This is a genomic window from Mycobacterium sp. (assembly GCF_002863225.1).
Taxonomy (GTDB): Bacteria; Actinomycetota; Actinomycetes; order Mycobacteriales; family Mycobacteriaceae; genus Mycobacterium.
Genome location: NZ_PKEK01000068.1, coordinates 24,420 through 38,619, shown reverse-complemented (window position 1 = coordinate 38,619; position 14,200 = coordinate 24,420). Strand labels below are relative to the sequence as shown.

The following is a 14,200-nucleotide window of genomic DNA, read 5'->3' as shown; positions in this document are numbered from 1 at the left end:
CCCACTGAGCCCGCCCGTTGCCACACCGCCCAACTCGCCGGTGATCTCGTTCGGCGCCTTTGGCGCCCACGCCTGCGCACCGCCCATATTGATCTGGGTGTAGCGCTGAGCGTCGTAGGTGTACTGCACCCACTGCTGCTGCTGACCGTTCAACATGCGGGTGTAACCGGTGTAGTCCTCCCCTGAGATGCGGAAGCGGTACTGCTCGGTGAGGTAGCCCATCGGCGCGGCGTTGTCGTCGGCCCACGTCTTTCCGCCCGGAACGTAAAAGCCGGACGGCCCAGCTGGGCCTTTGCCGGGAAGCCCCTCGAGGGATTTGTGTCCTGTCCACGGCGGCGGCGGAGTTGCCCCGGTGTCCGGCGGTGGGGTGATGTTCTCCCAGTGCCCGAATCGCGGGTCGTCGACGAATGGGTTCCTGGGGTCGAATTGCACTTTGGGGCCTGCGGGAAGTGGGGCGTCTCCGTCCGCCATGTTGATGGCTGCGGCCAGCTCCGCGTCGACCGCGTTGGCTTCGGCGAGGATCTTGTCCAGCCGGGGCTGTAACTGCATCTCGGCGATTTCCGCCTCCATCGGGGGCATCGTCTCTGCCGGAACGATTTTGTTGCTGACTGGGTCAATTCGCATGTGCAGCGCGGTGGCATCGTGCTGCAGGGTACGCAGCTCGGATTGCACGCTTTCGATGTCGTCGGCAGTCTTCTTCGCCGCCATCGCAACTGCCAGCGACTCATTGCCGTGAGCGTCGAGGTCTTGTCGAATCGCCGCGTTGGTGCGCTTTCTGGCCTCGGCGGTCTGGCCGGCCCAGGTGTCGAAGACGGCGAGGGTGCTGAGCTGACGGGAGGCCTCAAGGGTGGCGTTGCCGCGGGCAGTGGCGATATGGAACACATCGCGCACCGCCCCAGCGTTCCACCGCTGGACGTCTGCCACCGTCAGCACCATCGGGTCACACCGAGCCTGCGGGGCCTTGTGGTCCTGGATGGAGCGTCTGCAATTTTTTGACGTGGTCGCGTTCCATTTCGGCGAAGCTGCGGCCATCACTGCCGAGGTCTGAGGCGTGGTCACCGACTCTGGCCACCAGCCTGTGCGAATCTTTCAGCCACGTCGCTGTCTTCGCGTTTATCGCCAGCGCCGAGGCGCCGACCCACCCGGACTGCGCAGCAACCATCTGAGTGTCGGAAGACAGCTGGGTGTTACCCAGATCTTCGCCCTGACCAATCGCGTGCGCCGCTGACGACGCCGGAGCCTCGGGGTTGACACGGAACTGTTCGCTGGCCGCCATAGCTCACCGCCTCGCAGAGACTTCTGACTATGGGATAACAGCCTCGGCGTCGAGCGCAAGTCACTACCACCGCGACATCAGTGGCGGCGATGACGTGGCGCCAGCGCCTCGCTCGACTCGCACGGGCACCGGAAAGCCCTGTCGCCGCACCACGACCCCGTGAAGTCGCCGTAGCAGGAGAAGGTGACTCGGCTCCCACCTGGGCCGGTGAGCTCGAAGTCGTGCCACTCGTCGCCCATCCGGCGCGCCAGAGATACAGCTTGCGGGACAGCCAGCGTCTGATGGTGACCACGATGTAGCTCTACTCGGGACTTCGCTCCGAGAGCGAAGAGAAGACGGTGGCACCGCTCGCCGTCATTCGTAGACTGTTGACCCAATGAGCAAGCGTGAAATCGGCCCGGCGTCGATCACGTTCGGCGACAACACGATCGTCGAGGACGTCGACCTGGCCGAGGAAGTGGTCATGGTCGACGGTAAGCGCCTGACCGACGAGCGAGCCGACACGATCACGGCAGACGTGCTGTCCAAGGTGCGGGAATCTGGCGACATCATCGACGGACGTCGCGGCGACGGTTAAGCGACGACACCGCTGATCACAGCCGTCGGCATCCCTATCGGAGGAGCCATACAGAGCCTCATCTCATCCCGTTCCGGCCCGGCGATTGCGTCAGACGGCATTACTCGCTGCGGCCCAACCACGGCAGGTGCAGTCGGAGAGTCACCATTGCGGTCTCGGTTGCACGGGTGCCTAGTCACCGCGCGCCGATAAGCGACGATTACGTCAGCCCATCTTCGATAGCAGTTCGGAATCCCGCCCGTAATCGCTTGCGGGGGCGGTGTCTGATGGATGCCTCTTTAGGGATCGGGCTCGATGCCTTCTGTGTCAGGACGTGGTAGCTGCGACGAGACCGCGACGGCCGCTTGGGCCTCTCGGCATCCCAACAGTCGCGATCCGCGGAGTGGAGCTGGGCTATTCGAACGCCGGCGAGAGCACGCGAGTAATAGCGTCGTTGGTGGCTCCGAGGAGCCGGAGGAGGACCTCGCACCAGTCTCTCCAGGATGTCCGCGGCCTCCGCCAACTCGCGACGGCCGAAGGCCCTGTTGCCGTGGGACAGGTCGTTTCGTGCAACCCGCACTGCGTCCAACGTCCCGGTTATCTTGACGTCTTCGGCTCGGACCGACTTCACGAGCGCGCTCTCGGTTAACTCAGGCTCCAGGTCGACCGGCAACCCCTGGAGCATCTCACGAAGCACCGTGTCGAGTCCTAACGGCGGTCGTCTGGGGAAGTTCTTCTTGATGAACTTGAAGAAGCGGTTGTCGAGCTTTTCCTGGCACTCGTTAACAGCGGACTCCCGAGCCGAGGTGAAGCGAAGCTGCCGCTCCTCGAAGCGTTTCTCGTAACCGCAGAGCCCTTCGAGCGCCTGCAGCAGCAAGAGGAAGCGCGCTCGCGGATGCTGGGTGGGTCCGACGGCGGTGATGTCATAGGTGTTGAGGATGGGGTTCTCGGCGGCCTTCAGTCTTTGCCAGCGCCTGAGCAACCCCAGGAGTAACCCGCCCTCATTGAGGCGAATCGCTGAAATCTCCTTGCCCTGCAACGAGTTCGACGAAGTGTAAGGCTCTTGTGCTATCGAAGCGTTGAACACTTGGAACTGGCGCATTTCTGCGATTCGCGCATTGCCCTCGATCACCGGCGAGCAGGTCATATAACTTATGTCCTCTCGCCTTCCTGTCGATGCCGCCATCAGGCCGCGAAGAGGCCAGGCCCATTGAGTTAGGAACTCGGACAGTGGAATTGGGTGCGACAGCTCAACTTGTACGAGCGGGCTGAAAGCGAGGCCAAACCCGTACCACCCTCCCATGCTCGCCGAAAGCTGGTAGAAGAGAGTGACTTCCGCCTCATCGTCTTGCCACTTCAGGCGACTTGCTCCATTGAAGGTGGCCCCGAAAAGCGGATCCTTGTGTTCGTAAATGTCGTCGACAGGGTAGTGGTTCGACACGATGGGGCTGATGCCTGATAGCGCTTCCAGATGGGGCACCTGAATGAATCCTGAATCGACCAGAACGGGGCCGCTCCGGGGCGCTCCGTGACCGACAAGCGCTGCCCAGGAGTCGAGATGGGCGTTCGCGTCCGCAAAATTCATGAACCCCTGCCGCGGTCTCTCGCCATGGACGGTCAAATGTGCATCGACAAGGACGACGTCGAGGCCGCCGTTCATCTCGCCATACACATGGGGATAGTCGAAGTGCTGATCGAAGCCCGCACTACGGCCACCGGCAGCGTCGACCGTCCAATTGACGGGCGCGGTTCCGAAGACTGATCCGCTTGGTTGCCGCAGTTTTCGCAGATTCACCTCCCCGGAGACGTCCCATGTTTGCGAGTCGGGGGGCTTCGAAAGTGTCCACGTGGTTCGATAGTTCCAGGCTCGATGATTGGCTTCAGTGCCGTGCCAGACAAACATCTCCCCCTTTCAGATGTAGTGGCCTTTCTGTCACGACTGCGAACCGCGGAGCAGCTCAAGGAACCCATCGATCATTGACGGCGGAATGACGATGGTCATCGCGTCGGCCTCCTTGCTACCACGCCGCCGCAGGTCGAGTCTGACGTGGAGGCCATCGTCCGCCACGTCGCTGAACACCCTGGAGTAAAGGTCGGTCGCTCCTTGACCGTCGGCTCCCTGGTCACAATGAACTCGTCCAGCGGGCCTAGATCCTCCTCAAGCATCAGCGTTTGCTGATGCCACTTCGGATGTAGCGGTCCTTGCCGACCTCCAGAATCCACTCAGCAGACTTGCCCATCAACAGTTCTCGGTGCTCCGCGCACGCTGGGACAGCGATGAAAGTGCCCGACCGGCGGCCGGCGGAAGTCTCCTCGCCGGCTTCCTTGAGCCTTACCGGCCAAATTCCCTCGCGTGTACACCGCTGCACTGCACATGCCGTCGCCATAGCACCACGTTAAAGCCACGGTCTGACAAAACATTGGTTCGACGTCACGTCTGAGCGCGTCTATTTCTCGGTTCCGGCAACGGTCGCCAACGGGCAGGATTGTCTTCATGACCACACCTCAGGTATGGGTATCTGCAACATCACGAGACATCGACTATGACGGCCACACGCCGGGTAGCCACTGGGAGCTTGTCGGCGAAATCGACACCATGCAGGAGAGCGACTTCTTCACCTATCTCCAGGCGGTCACTGTCGGGCGCCGGTCCGTTCAGGGCCCGCCTGCGTTCTATCTCGACGGCGACCCCGGCAGTCAATGGGTGCAGCGCTCAGATGAACAGGCGGCGTTCTGGGTCGCGATCGATCCTTGGGGCAAGTTGCGCAGCACTATTCACGGTGCTCGTCCCACGTACCTGGTGAGTAACGCCAAGGCGAAAGTGGCCTCCTTGGCGCGCCGCCCGCCGGAACCCCACCCCGGGCGTACCAGGCGGCCGATCAAGGTGCCGATTAAGCTCAAGCGGGTTGACGGCGAGGTTTTCACAGTCTGGGTCCAACCCGATTAGTTCGAGCGCGGCAATCCTTCTCCAGCTACATCGCCCGTGGCAAAGCCGTAGCATTCCCCGATCGACGGCAGACATGGACGGCTGATGACTGCTGATGAACTGGATGCACTTCTGCGAGACCGCTTCGACCTCAGTCTGGCGGACCTTGTCCCCGCGTTGAAGACGCTGCCCGCCCGCGACTACTCGTCGGGTTCCCTCTCCCCCGGCGAGGCTCAATTACTCGACCACGCAGACTTTCCGGCAGTTCCCGAGAGGGTCGCCGAGGGCGCGCTCGATGTCGTTGTCCTCATCGCTCAGCTGATCAAATCCGCGTACTCGGCTGCCGACGTGGCGGCAGGACTAGGCGTCAGCAATTCAGCCGTTGAACAGCGCCGCCGGGCGCGGACCCTGTGGGCTGTCGACGTCGATGGTTCGTGCGTCTATCCCGCGGCACAGTTCACCCGCGCGAGCAGCGGGGGGCGCCCCGCGTTGGAGTTGGTCCGCAACCTCGACCGAGTGCTGCCCGCGTTGCCTGAGGACCTGCATCCGGCGGCGATCGCTGGATTCCTGTCGAGCCCGCAACACGACCTGATTCTTTACCGGCGAACGTGCACGGTACGGGAGTGGTTGACCGGCGGCGGCGCGGTCGAGTCAGTGCTGCAACTAATCGAGATGAACTGCTGGGCAAGCTGATAGCGATTCCGATAGGCGGAGTCGCCTCTGTCCTGGGACGCGCCGGCACCTCGCCGACCGTTCGGCGATCCCGTCATCGCCGATAACTGTTTATTACGTCAGCCAAGAGCATCGCTCCCTTGGAGGAACCGTTACCGCCACGTCGATAGCAATATCAACCACGGGTGGGGTTATCGCTGCGCGAGGCGGTGACGGAGTGTTCGTGGCGTTGGCCTCCGAGCGCTGTTTGCTGGCTGGCCTGCGCGGCAGAGGCAGCGTGATCGCTGCCCGACCGCGAGAGCTGGCCGCGGCGCCCGCTGAAGTTTGGCCTTCGAAGATGCCCTGCGGGGCTTAGGCGAGTGCCGCGCCGCCGAGATGCTGCTGAGGGCGGCTCCAATACCGTTGGCTCGTGTGAGTTCCCGTGCATTGATCGTGGCCTGGACACCATCGAAGCGGTTGTATTCGCCGCCGATGTAAAGCACATCGTCGCGCAAGGTAACCACGACATGGTATAGCTCGTCAGGATAAGCTGACATGCTCTGCCGAGAATGCGCGCGATTAGTGCTGCGTGAGCTCAGTCGACGCCCCACCCTGCGTTCGCAAAAAAATGACCGTTTTGCCCGACCTCACCGTGCGAGCGCCTTCGAGAGTCGTGGGAGTGGTCGTTGAGCGTCGTTTCTTTGGCTCAGGTGAGTGGGCTGGTCACAGGGCCGCCCGAAAGCGCCGGCACCTGGATGTTCTGGGGTGCCGGCGCTCGGGGTCATGCCAGGTAGGGGCTAACGGCTGATGCCGTCGAGCCCGTTGGGCGACCCGCCGGAACCGCCGAGACCGCCTTGGCTCCCGGCGACGCCGTTCGCGAACCCGCCGTTACCACCGTTTCCACCAGTGGTGCTGCCGCTGCCGCCGTCGCCTCCAGCACCGCCCGAGGCGTAGCCGCCGGACACCGCGCCGCCGCCGTCACCACCGTTTCCTCCGTACACGCCACCGTCGGCGCCGTGGCCACCGGAGCCTCCGGCAGCAAGACCGGTGTTTTCGTTGAGCGCGTCGCCACCGGTGCCACCGGCTCCACCGACCACGGTGCCGGCACCGCCGTCGCCGGCGTGTCCGCCGAGCGCACCGCCCGACCCGAGGGTTTCGGCCGACCCGCCGTTGCCGCCGGAGGCACCGACGGACCCGGTGCCACCATTGCCGCCGGCACCGCCGACCGCGTCCTGTGTCGAGGCCGGGCCGGTGGAGATGTCGCCGCCACTGCCGCCGTGCCCACCAACACCAACACTGTTGCCAGTGTTGGTGGCGTTGCCACCGGCGCCGCCCTGCCCCGGGGTGGCGGCCCCGCTGGACGCGCTCAGCACCTGACCGCCATTGCCTCCGTTGCCACCGTTCTCGCCGCCGGTGCCTCCGGCACCCCCGTCGCCGGCGGTCGCGGTTCCGGTCGAATGGAAGCCGGGATTGTCGGTGAGAGAACCGATCGCCGCGGACCCGCCGACGCCGCCGTTGCCGCCGCCGCGGATGCCGTCGCCGCCGTCGCCTCCGTTGGCGGCGATCGCGTTGCCGGTGCCGTTGTTGGTGGCCGAGCCGCCGTCGCCGCCGGAGCCACCGAAGAGCGGCCCGGTCCCTGGCGTGCCGGGCTGGCCGCCGATGGCGTCCCCGGATCCGAAAGTCTGGGCATTGCCGCCGTCGCCGCCGGCTCCGCCGCCGACGGTGGTCGCATCACCGCCGGGGCCGCCCGCACCGCCTACGGCGTTGACCGCGGAGTTTGCCGGCGGATCTCCCCCGGAGACGAACGGGTTGGGTGCGCCGATGATCGCGTCACCGCCCGCGCCGCCCTGTCCGCCCGAATAGACGCCGTCACCGCCTGCGGCCCCGTTGGCCGGTGTGACCAGGCCGGTTCCGACGGTTTGCGCCGAGCCGCCCGCCCCGCCGTCTCCGGCCTGGTAGGCGTTACCGCCGACGCCGCCAGCGCCGCCGACTGCGGTGACATCGGAGTGGGGGTTCAGGATGGAACCGCTGCCGCCGGCGCCGCCGTCCCCGCCGACTCCGTGGGCGTCTTCGCCGCCCGCCCCGCCGTGGCCGGGGTCGACCTGACCGGTCCCGAAGTTCAGTGCGGCACCTCCCGCGCCGCCGTCGCCGCCGTGATCGGGCGAAGTCTGCAGCGGGTTCATGCTGGTGCCTCCGACACCGCCGGCCCCGCCGTCGCCGCCATGCGCGGTGCCGGTCGAGGTGTAGCTGATGATGCCGCCAGCGCCGCCGGCGCCACCGGTCCCTCCTTCTCCGTCGAGGCCGGCGTCGCCGCCGGCGCCGCCGTTGCCGCCGTAGACGTCCACGGCGTTACCGGCGGTGTTGGGGTCGAATTGCGGGACGGGGAAAGGAGCGTTCGGGTCGGTGACGACGGATCCGTTGAAGATCGAGCCACCCGCGCCGCCCTCACCGCCGTTTCCGTAGCCTCCGCGGACGCCGAGCCCGGTGGCATCGGCGCCGTCGCCGCCGTCGCCGCCGTGCACCGACGCGCCGATACCGCCGTCGTGACCGGCGATGGCGTCGCTGCCGCCGGCCGCCCCGCCGGTGCCCGGTGTGCCCGGCGTGAAGGCGATGTCACTGCCGCCGTTGCCGCCGTTTCCGCCGTGGCCGTCGGCGGCCACAGCGCCGTCACCACCGCGACCGTAGATGCCCGGGTCCCCGGCGTCGCCCCCGTCGCCTCCGTTACCGGCGTGACCGGTCGCCCCGCCGCTGACGCCGCCGTCACCGCCGTGGCCGCCGTCACCGGCATGTCCCGCGGTTCCACCGGTGCCGCCATCGGGGTGTGCGCTGCTGCCCGCAGCGCCGGCGCCACCGTCACCGCCGTGGCCGCCCGCTCCGCCCACGCCGCCGGCCCCGCCATTGCCGTCGGTGCCGGCCACACCACCCGCGCCCGCCGCCCCGCCGGCGCCGCCCTGGCCGCCGTCACCCGCGTCGCCGCCGTCACCGGCCGCACCGCCGCTAGCGCCGGCGCCTAAGTTAGTGGCGCCTGAACCGCCGCCGCTGCCGGGAAGGACGCCGTTGCTGCCGCTGGAGGGGAAGGTCCCGGTTGCGCCGTTGAAGCCGGCACCGCCCGCCCCACCGTTGCCGCCGATTCCACCCGTGCCGCCGTGGCCGCCGACGCCGAACAAACCGCCGGCGCCGCCGCTGCCGGCGTCACCGCCATTGGTGCCCGAACCGCCGTCGCCGCCAATCCCTAGCACGGTCGCGGAGGTCCCGGTGCTGCCCGCCGTACCGGTACCCCCAGTGCCGCCGTCACCGCCGGCCCCTCCATGTCCGAACAACGCGTACAGCCCGGCCGCGCCGCCGTCCCCGCCAGCGCCCCCGTCGAGGCTGCTGTTACCCAGACCGGCGATGCCGGTGCCGCCATCGCCGCCGTCCCCGCCGTTGCCGTACAAGAAGCCACCGATGCCGCCGTCACCACCCGCGGCCCCGTCCGCCCCGTCGCCCCCGGCGCCGCCGTCGCCGAACAGGAAGGCGTCACCACCGTCGCCGCCGACATGGAAACCGTCACCGTCGGTGAAGCTGTAACCGTCCCCGCCGTTGCCGAACCACAGCCCGCCGCCTTGGCCGTCGGGGTCCAGCGCTGTGCCGTCGGCGCCATTGCAGATCAGGCCGCAGGCACCGGCCGTTGGGTCTGCGGCGGGCAAGGCATGCTCGGCCCAGACATTGAGCTGGTTGTCGATTTGCTCACCCAACGGTGTGTTGATCCAATTGGATTCAAGCCACGTGTTGAGTTCTTGGCCGAACGCCTGAAACGGGTCTGTTGCCACGGAGGTCGCCGCCGCGTCGGCAACGTGGCCGGGGTCAAATAGCGCATCCGGAGCGCCAAGACCGCCGACGTTGCCGAGCAGCGCTTCTAGGCTTCCGAGGTCGAGCCAGTCCGGATTTGCGGTGCCCACCCACGCCCCGGGATCCAGAAACCCGAACAGGTCATCGAGCCCAAAATCCGCGTGCGCGGCTGGCGCTGCGACGGGGCTCAGCCCGAAAGCGAACAAAGCCGCTCCCGCGCCAAAACCGGCGATGGTGCCGCGCCGGGCCGCCCCGCTACGCCGCGCCCGCCGGCTCTGTTTCCGGTTGTGTTGACCCGCCATCGTGCCATCCCCTCATATGAGTTCTGCCAGCGCCTCTTAAGGATTTCTTCTGAAATTCTCAGGTCTGTGACCGGAAGATAACCCGAGAGCAGCGTGCGAGGATACAGGGAAATCCCTCGCATTTTGTGGCCAACTATTTTTAGGGGGTAGCGCGATTTGCCTTCCGGAAAGCGCTCTCAACTGCGCAGACGCCGGCGCAGCGGCACGGTACTGCCGGAGTCGCGCCGAAAAATCGTTCGAACGGATGAACGGGCGTCAAGTTTCCGTCGATCATGACGACCTCGCCAGAACCAAAGGTCTCGCTCACAACGCTCCACACCACCTCGCCAAGGCGATTCAGTGGTCCCCAGCCTTGGGTCAGGCCGCTGACCGCCACCACTGAGCCCGGTTGCACGTAGTGCCACTAGAACCACGAGTCGCGGCTGGCCCGAGCGGCATCAGCGTAGATCGAGATGTGCGCCTTACTGCCGCGATGTCCGCGCTTATAGCACCTGTGCACGTAGAGCAGCGTTCATCCGCTTGCGGCGGCGTACCGATGAAAATGGGACCAGGACTGGGCCGCGGCGGCGTCCCGCTCGGGCTTTGGCCGAACGACCCAGCACACCACGGCGCCGATAGCGGCAAAGAACAGCGATGACAACATCACGGCCACTAGATCCGCTGCTAACAAATATGCAATGCCATCGACACTAGGACGGGGCACCGACACAATCGCGGGTACGTCGGACCTATGCGACACAAGAGGCTTCCGGGAGCCGGGCGGTTTCGACCTGAGCTGACCAACAGATCCCGTAGTTGGGGAGTGGGAATTTTTTACGCAGCACGCAGTCGAGCCCACGTATTGGCCGTCCATCGATAACGGGGCCGGCCACGCCATTGCGACCGGCCACCACCCGAGGGAGCACCGGCTACGGGCCCGCGGCGCGGTTCGCTCGATAGACCATCGCGGCATAGGTGTCGATGGACAGGGCCGGCACCGCGCACGAGACGTACTCATTGAGGGCACAGAGCAGCGTCGTCGGGTCGGCGTCATGCCGCGGGGGGCGGCGCAGTCGTTCCGCAAAGGACGCCTTCAACGAATAGGGGTTGGTGTGGACGGGGTTGACGCCCTCTGGGTTGGTCACAGGTATTGCCCGGCTGGGGGTTGGGCGCGGTAGCGGCCGGCGCCGATTTCGGTGAGTAGCGCGGCGGTGGTGAGGTGTGCGTGGTCGGCGGCCAGTACTGCTCGGCGGACTATTTCGCGGATGTCGCTGCCGCTGGTGTGCTCGGGTAATGCTGTGGCCACGGCTGCGGCGTCGACAGTGTCAGCGCCGGGAATGCCGTCGGTCAGGGCGGTCAGGATCCGGGCGGCGTCACTTCGGGTGGGGTAGCCGACTTCGATCACGGAGTCGAATCGTCCGGTGCGGATGGCGGCCTTGTCTAAGGTGGTGGCGTCGTTGGTGGACGCTACCGTCAGGATACGGGCATCGGGTCGGATGTCCATGGCCTGCAACAACTCTGAGAGCCCGCCGCCTCCGGTTCTGCGGTCGCTGATCCACAGGTCGACATCTTCAAGGACTAGGAGCACCGGGCCGCCGATGCGCTGGGCTTCCTCAACCACCGCGGTCAGCAAGCGAGCGCCGGCTTGTGCTTCGACGTAGATGACGGTGAATTCCCCGACGACTTCGTTAGCCAGCACGGCGCAGATCGCCGACTTCCCTGTGCCCGGTGGCCCGCACAACAGAATTCCGCGCCGGGCACCCAGGCCGTGGGCGTTCAGCAAAGCGTGATGGTCCCGCACCGCGGTGAGGCCGAGATCGACTTCGGCCCAGACCTTCTGGGGCGCAATGATGGTCCGCCGCGTCGCGGTCGCGGGCAGGTCGATGATCGACAGGCTCAGGCCCTGGCTGTCGACGGCTCGGACCGCGTGACCGCGGTACGGGTTCAACGCGTTGGCGCGTTCAACGAGCCGGTCCAACACCACGCGCGCCTGCGTCTGCTGCGCTGGGGTCACATACGCCGAGACTTCCGCGACGCGCATTATGTCCTGGCGGGCCTCGATCGCGACGACGCAGCCGGTGTCGCTGAGCAGGGTGTTCGCGGGGAAGAACACCCGCACGCACAGCGGGTGACGATAGGTGTCGGCGCCGATCAGGGTTTGGGTCCATTTCGGTGGCTGAGTGTGTTCACCTGGCCCGATCTCGCAGCGGGCCGCGTGCTCGTTGATCCACTCCGCGAGCGCTAACCCAGCCGTCAGCCGCGATACCGGGTTTAACGGGCGTTCCTCGGCCACCAGCTGCCCGAAGTCGCCGACTTCCAGGGTGCGCGCGGTGAATTGGGCATCGGTCTCAGCGCGTTCACGCTGGCTCACACCGAGCAGCAATTCGCCCAGCGCCCGCAATGTCGGCGCCACGTCGATATCGAGGTCATCCAGCCACGCCTTCACATCGGTGATCGGCCGCCGGCGAGGGCCCGGCCCGCTGGGCACACAAGCGGGCGCATCAGACATGTCATCGTCAGTCAGAGTCATCGCATTCAGGTGGTGTCGTCGGGAAAAGGGGAAGCCGACCAGAATTGCACTATTGATCGTGCGCGTCAAACGGGATTCAGGCCGCCGAGTCCAAAATTCTCGACGAAGCGCCATGCCCTACAAGTAGTACACTGGCCTGGCCTTGGGAGTGGCCCCTCCGAGATACTCGGAACTTGCGCGCTTTGCCCTCCCAAGGCCCTATCGCCCGCCTCGCTCGAAGGTAGCCAGTCGCGCGACGATTACCCGGCCGTTGACCGTCGCGGCTCCGTTCGGTTGCCCGGCAATTCGGCTCCCGAACCCTGAGACCCACAGTCTTCCCTCCAGCCTCCGTTTCCTCAAAATTCGCGGCCGGACCCGGTTTGGTTTGCGGTGACGGCTCCGGAACTCCAGTCCCATCCACGGGCGCCGACAGAATGCAGGAAGCCCAAAACCATTGGCGTGTAACGGTACTGTGACATCGCGCGCTTGCGCGCCGACCCCTGGCCAGCCGATGACGACGTCCGCATAGCAGCTTTGCGAAGTGCGCCGCAATCCACAGCCGCATCAAAAATTCACACTACTAATGCCCTACAAGCAGGGCAGACTATTTTGCTGGTGGCGTGAGTACTGGTTGCCGTGCCAATCAGTAAAGACGCAGTTGATCCGCAACGGTGGGCTAAGTGGAAGGGGCACCGGGCGGCAGTCGGCGCGAAGATCAGAGCGTTGCGCATCAAGCGAGGCCTCACTCAAGAGGCGCTGGCGCTTAGCTCCGGGGTCACTCGCAATGTGCTAATTGACGTCGAGCGCGGTCACCGCGGCATCCTCTACGAGCGGCTCTTTGATTTGGCGGAGGTCCTACAGGTCACCCCTGACGAATTACTACGCCCAATTGACGAACAAGAAGTCTGACACTACGCCACCCTCCCTAAGGGGTGGAACCTCCGACTTGAACTCATGCAAAACGTATTAAGTATAATGATACTTGACTGATTCTTTGCAGATTCCCGTGATCAGCGATGAGATTCGTCGGGACTTTCCATAACAGATTTGCTGTGGGCGAAATTTGTGCTGCTCGTAGCCGCCCGTTATGCGCAATATAAATGCGGGTCATTTGCGTATTAAGACGCGTTGATATTCCTTTAAACGCATTCGCTGCCCCTGAGGCTGGGCGGGCAGCTCCCTGATTGAAAAGTTCCCTGACATGGTAAATGCTCCACGCCTTGAGTCGGCAGCGTGGTATGTCACGATGAGATCGAGATTTGCTGGCGACACGTTCGACGACCTGAATGTGGCTTGCTTATGGTGATTCGTGGTTGCCTTTGTTTGCGATTCCTAGTAGGACAGAGTTGCTGTGTTGCTAGATAGGGATTGGAGCGACCATGCGAACCGATGATCCGAGCGGCGAAAGCCCCAGGATCTGGGAGCGCCATCCGGCAATTCTGCATTGTGCGCGACAGTTAGATGAGTTGACTCGATGGCGGGTGCGGACAGATGGTGTTGGCGGCAAATTGCGCAGGCTTACACCTGTCGCAATGCACGAGCTTCTTTTGGAGCAGGTGCCTGATCTCGCGCCGTCTCAAACGCAGACGTACCGCTACTTCAACCGGGAGGCCGTGCCGGATATCGTGTTGATCTACGAAATTTCGCGGCTGGTGGGCAAGTCGCCGCAATCGTTCCTGCCGGTAAGCGCACCGGTCTCATTTCTCCACGCCCGCTTATGGCCGCCGCTATGACACCGGGCGCATCACCTCCGCGTCGATCTCGCACAGGATCGGTGAGCGGCCGGCGCCGGGTCGACACGTTGTCGCCTCAGCTGGCGGGCCGTTGGTTGGTCGTGACGCTGGGCAGCCAACACCACTGGGACCTCGATGCGATGACGTATACGCGGATACCGGGTCGCTTGAGCCTGTCCGGATCTTTCAGGTTCGACAGAGTGCCGATGGCGATCAGCTGGGTTGACCGGTGGCCGCAGTTCGGATCGACGTCGCTGGTGTGGCTCTATGATCCCGACCAACACGACGGAGTCGAGCACTGGCGGCTGTCCTCGCGCATCATCTCAATCAGCGAAATGCTTCCGGATGAGTAGCCGCAAACGCAGTGGTTCTGAAATGCGCCAGCGCACCGACAGCGTGGTACTGCGCCTGCTTCCCTCCGAGGGGGCCGTATTGCGGGG

12 protein-coding genes and 1 pseudogene are annotated in these 14,200 nt (G+C 65.2%); 6 read left to right on the top strand and 7 right to left on the bottom strand.

All coding sequences use genetic code 11. From position 1 onward, the window contains the following. Together CYU59_RS21865 and CYU59_RS21860 are read right to left on the bottom strand one after the other, a co-directional pair. Nucleotides 1-924: pseudogene (locus CYU59_RS21865) on the bottom strand (hypothetical protein); the annotation flags it as partial. Nucleotides 925-940: 16 nt separating this feature from the next. After that, entirely contained in the window at nt 941-1,276 is a 336-nt protein-coding gene (locus tag CYU59_RS21860; protein WP_293002631.1) for a hypothetical protein, read from the bottom strand. 376 nt (nt 1,277-1,652) lie between these two features. On the opposite strand from CYU59_RS21860, the gene CYU59_RS21855 reads away from it, so the two are divergent. Next, entirely contained in the window at nt 1,653-1,853 is a 201-nt protein-coding gene (locus CYU59_RS21855; protein ID WP_293002628.1) for a hypothetical protein, read from the top strand. A gap of 199 nt (nt 1,854-2,052) precedes the next feature. On the opposite strand, the gene CYU59_RS21850 is transcribed toward CYU59_RS21855, so the two are convergent. Together CYU59_RS21850 and CYU59_RS21845 are read right to left on the bottom strand one after the other, a co-directional pair. Then, nucleotides 2,053-3,735, bottom strand: a complete 1,683-nt coding sequence (locus CYU59_RS21850) for a hypothetical protein (RefSeq protein ID WP_293002627.1) — start codon at nt 3,733-3,735, stop codon at nt 2,053-2,055. A gap of 262 nt (nt 3,736-3,997) precedes the next feature. After that, nucleotides 3,998-4,219, bottom strand: a complete 222-nt coding sequence (locus CYU59_RS21845) for a hypothetical protein (protein ID WP_293002625.1) — start codon at nt 4,217-4,219, stop codon at nt 3,998-4,000. A gap of 107 nt (nt 4,220-4,326) precedes the next feature. Between CYU59_RS21845 and CYU59_RS21840 the strand changes: the two genes are divergently transcribed. Together CYU59_RS21840 and CYU59_RS21835 are read left to right on the top strand one after the other, a co-directional pair. Then, entirely contained in the window at nt 4,327-4,779 is a 453-nt protein-coding gene (locus tag CYU59_RS21840; RefSeq protein ID WP_293002623.1) for a hypothetical protein, read from the top strand. 84 nt (nt 4,780-4,863) lie between these two features. Next, the gene (locus CYU59_RS21835) at nt 4,864-5,451 is read left to right on the top strand and encodes a DNA-binding protein (protein WP_293002621.1); all 588 of its coding nucleotides are present in this window, start codon (nt 4,864-4,866) and stop codon (nt 5,449-5,451) included. Between the two features lie 755 nt (nt 5,452-6,206). Here the strand turns inward: CYU59_RS21835 and CYU59_RS21830 are convergent. From CYU59_RS21830 to CYU59_RS21820, 3 genes are all read right to left on the bottom strand, one after another. After that, nucleotides 6,207-9,539, bottom strand: a complete 3,333-nt coding sequence (locus CYU59_RS21830) for a PGRS repeat-containing protein (protein ID WP_293002619.1) — start codon at nt 9,537-9,539, stop codon at nt 6,207-6,209. A gap of 908 nt (nt 9,540-10,447) precedes the next feature. After that, a complete protein-coding gene (locus CYU59_RS21825) occupies nt 10,448-10,663 on the bottom strand; it encodes a hypothetical protein (protein WP_293002617.1) in 216 nt (71 codons plus the stop codon). Then, entirely contained in the window at nt 10,660-12,048 is a 1,389-nt protein-coding gene (locus tag CYU59_RS21820; RefSeq protein WP_293002615.1) for an ATP-binding protein, read from the bottom strand. The genes CYU59_RS21825 and CYU59_RS21820 overlap by 4 nt, the downstream gene beginning before the upstream one ends. A gap of 621 nt (nt 12,049-12,669) precedes the next feature. Between CYU59_RS21820 and CYU59_RS21815 the strand changes: the two genes are divergently transcribed. The 3 genes from CYU59_RS21815 (at nt 12,670) to CYU59_RS21805 (ending at nt 14,113) form a co-directional block, all read left to right on the top strand. After that, nucleotides 12,670-12,936 (top strand): helix-turn-helix transcriptional regulator, encoded by a 267-nt coding sequence (locus CYU59_RS21815; protein WP_293002637.1) that lies wholly within the window; start codon nt 12,670-12,672, stop codon nt 12,934-12,936. A 470-nt stretch (nt 12,937-13,406) separates the two neighbouring features. Next, nucleotides 13,407-13,760: a hypothetical protein gene (locus tag CYU59_RS21810; protein ID WP_293002613.1), complete on the top strand. Its 354-nt coding sequence runs from the start codon at nt 13,407-13,409 to the stop codon at nt 13,758-13,760. 41 nt (nt 13,761-13,801) lie between these two features. Continuing rightward, nucleotides 13,802-14,113, top strand: a complete 312-nt coding sequence (locus CYU59_RS21805) for a hypothetical protein (protein ID WP_293002611.1) — start codon at nt 13,802-13,804, stop codon at nt 14,111-14,113. The last annotated feature ends 87 nt before the right edge of the window (nt 14,114-14,200 follow it).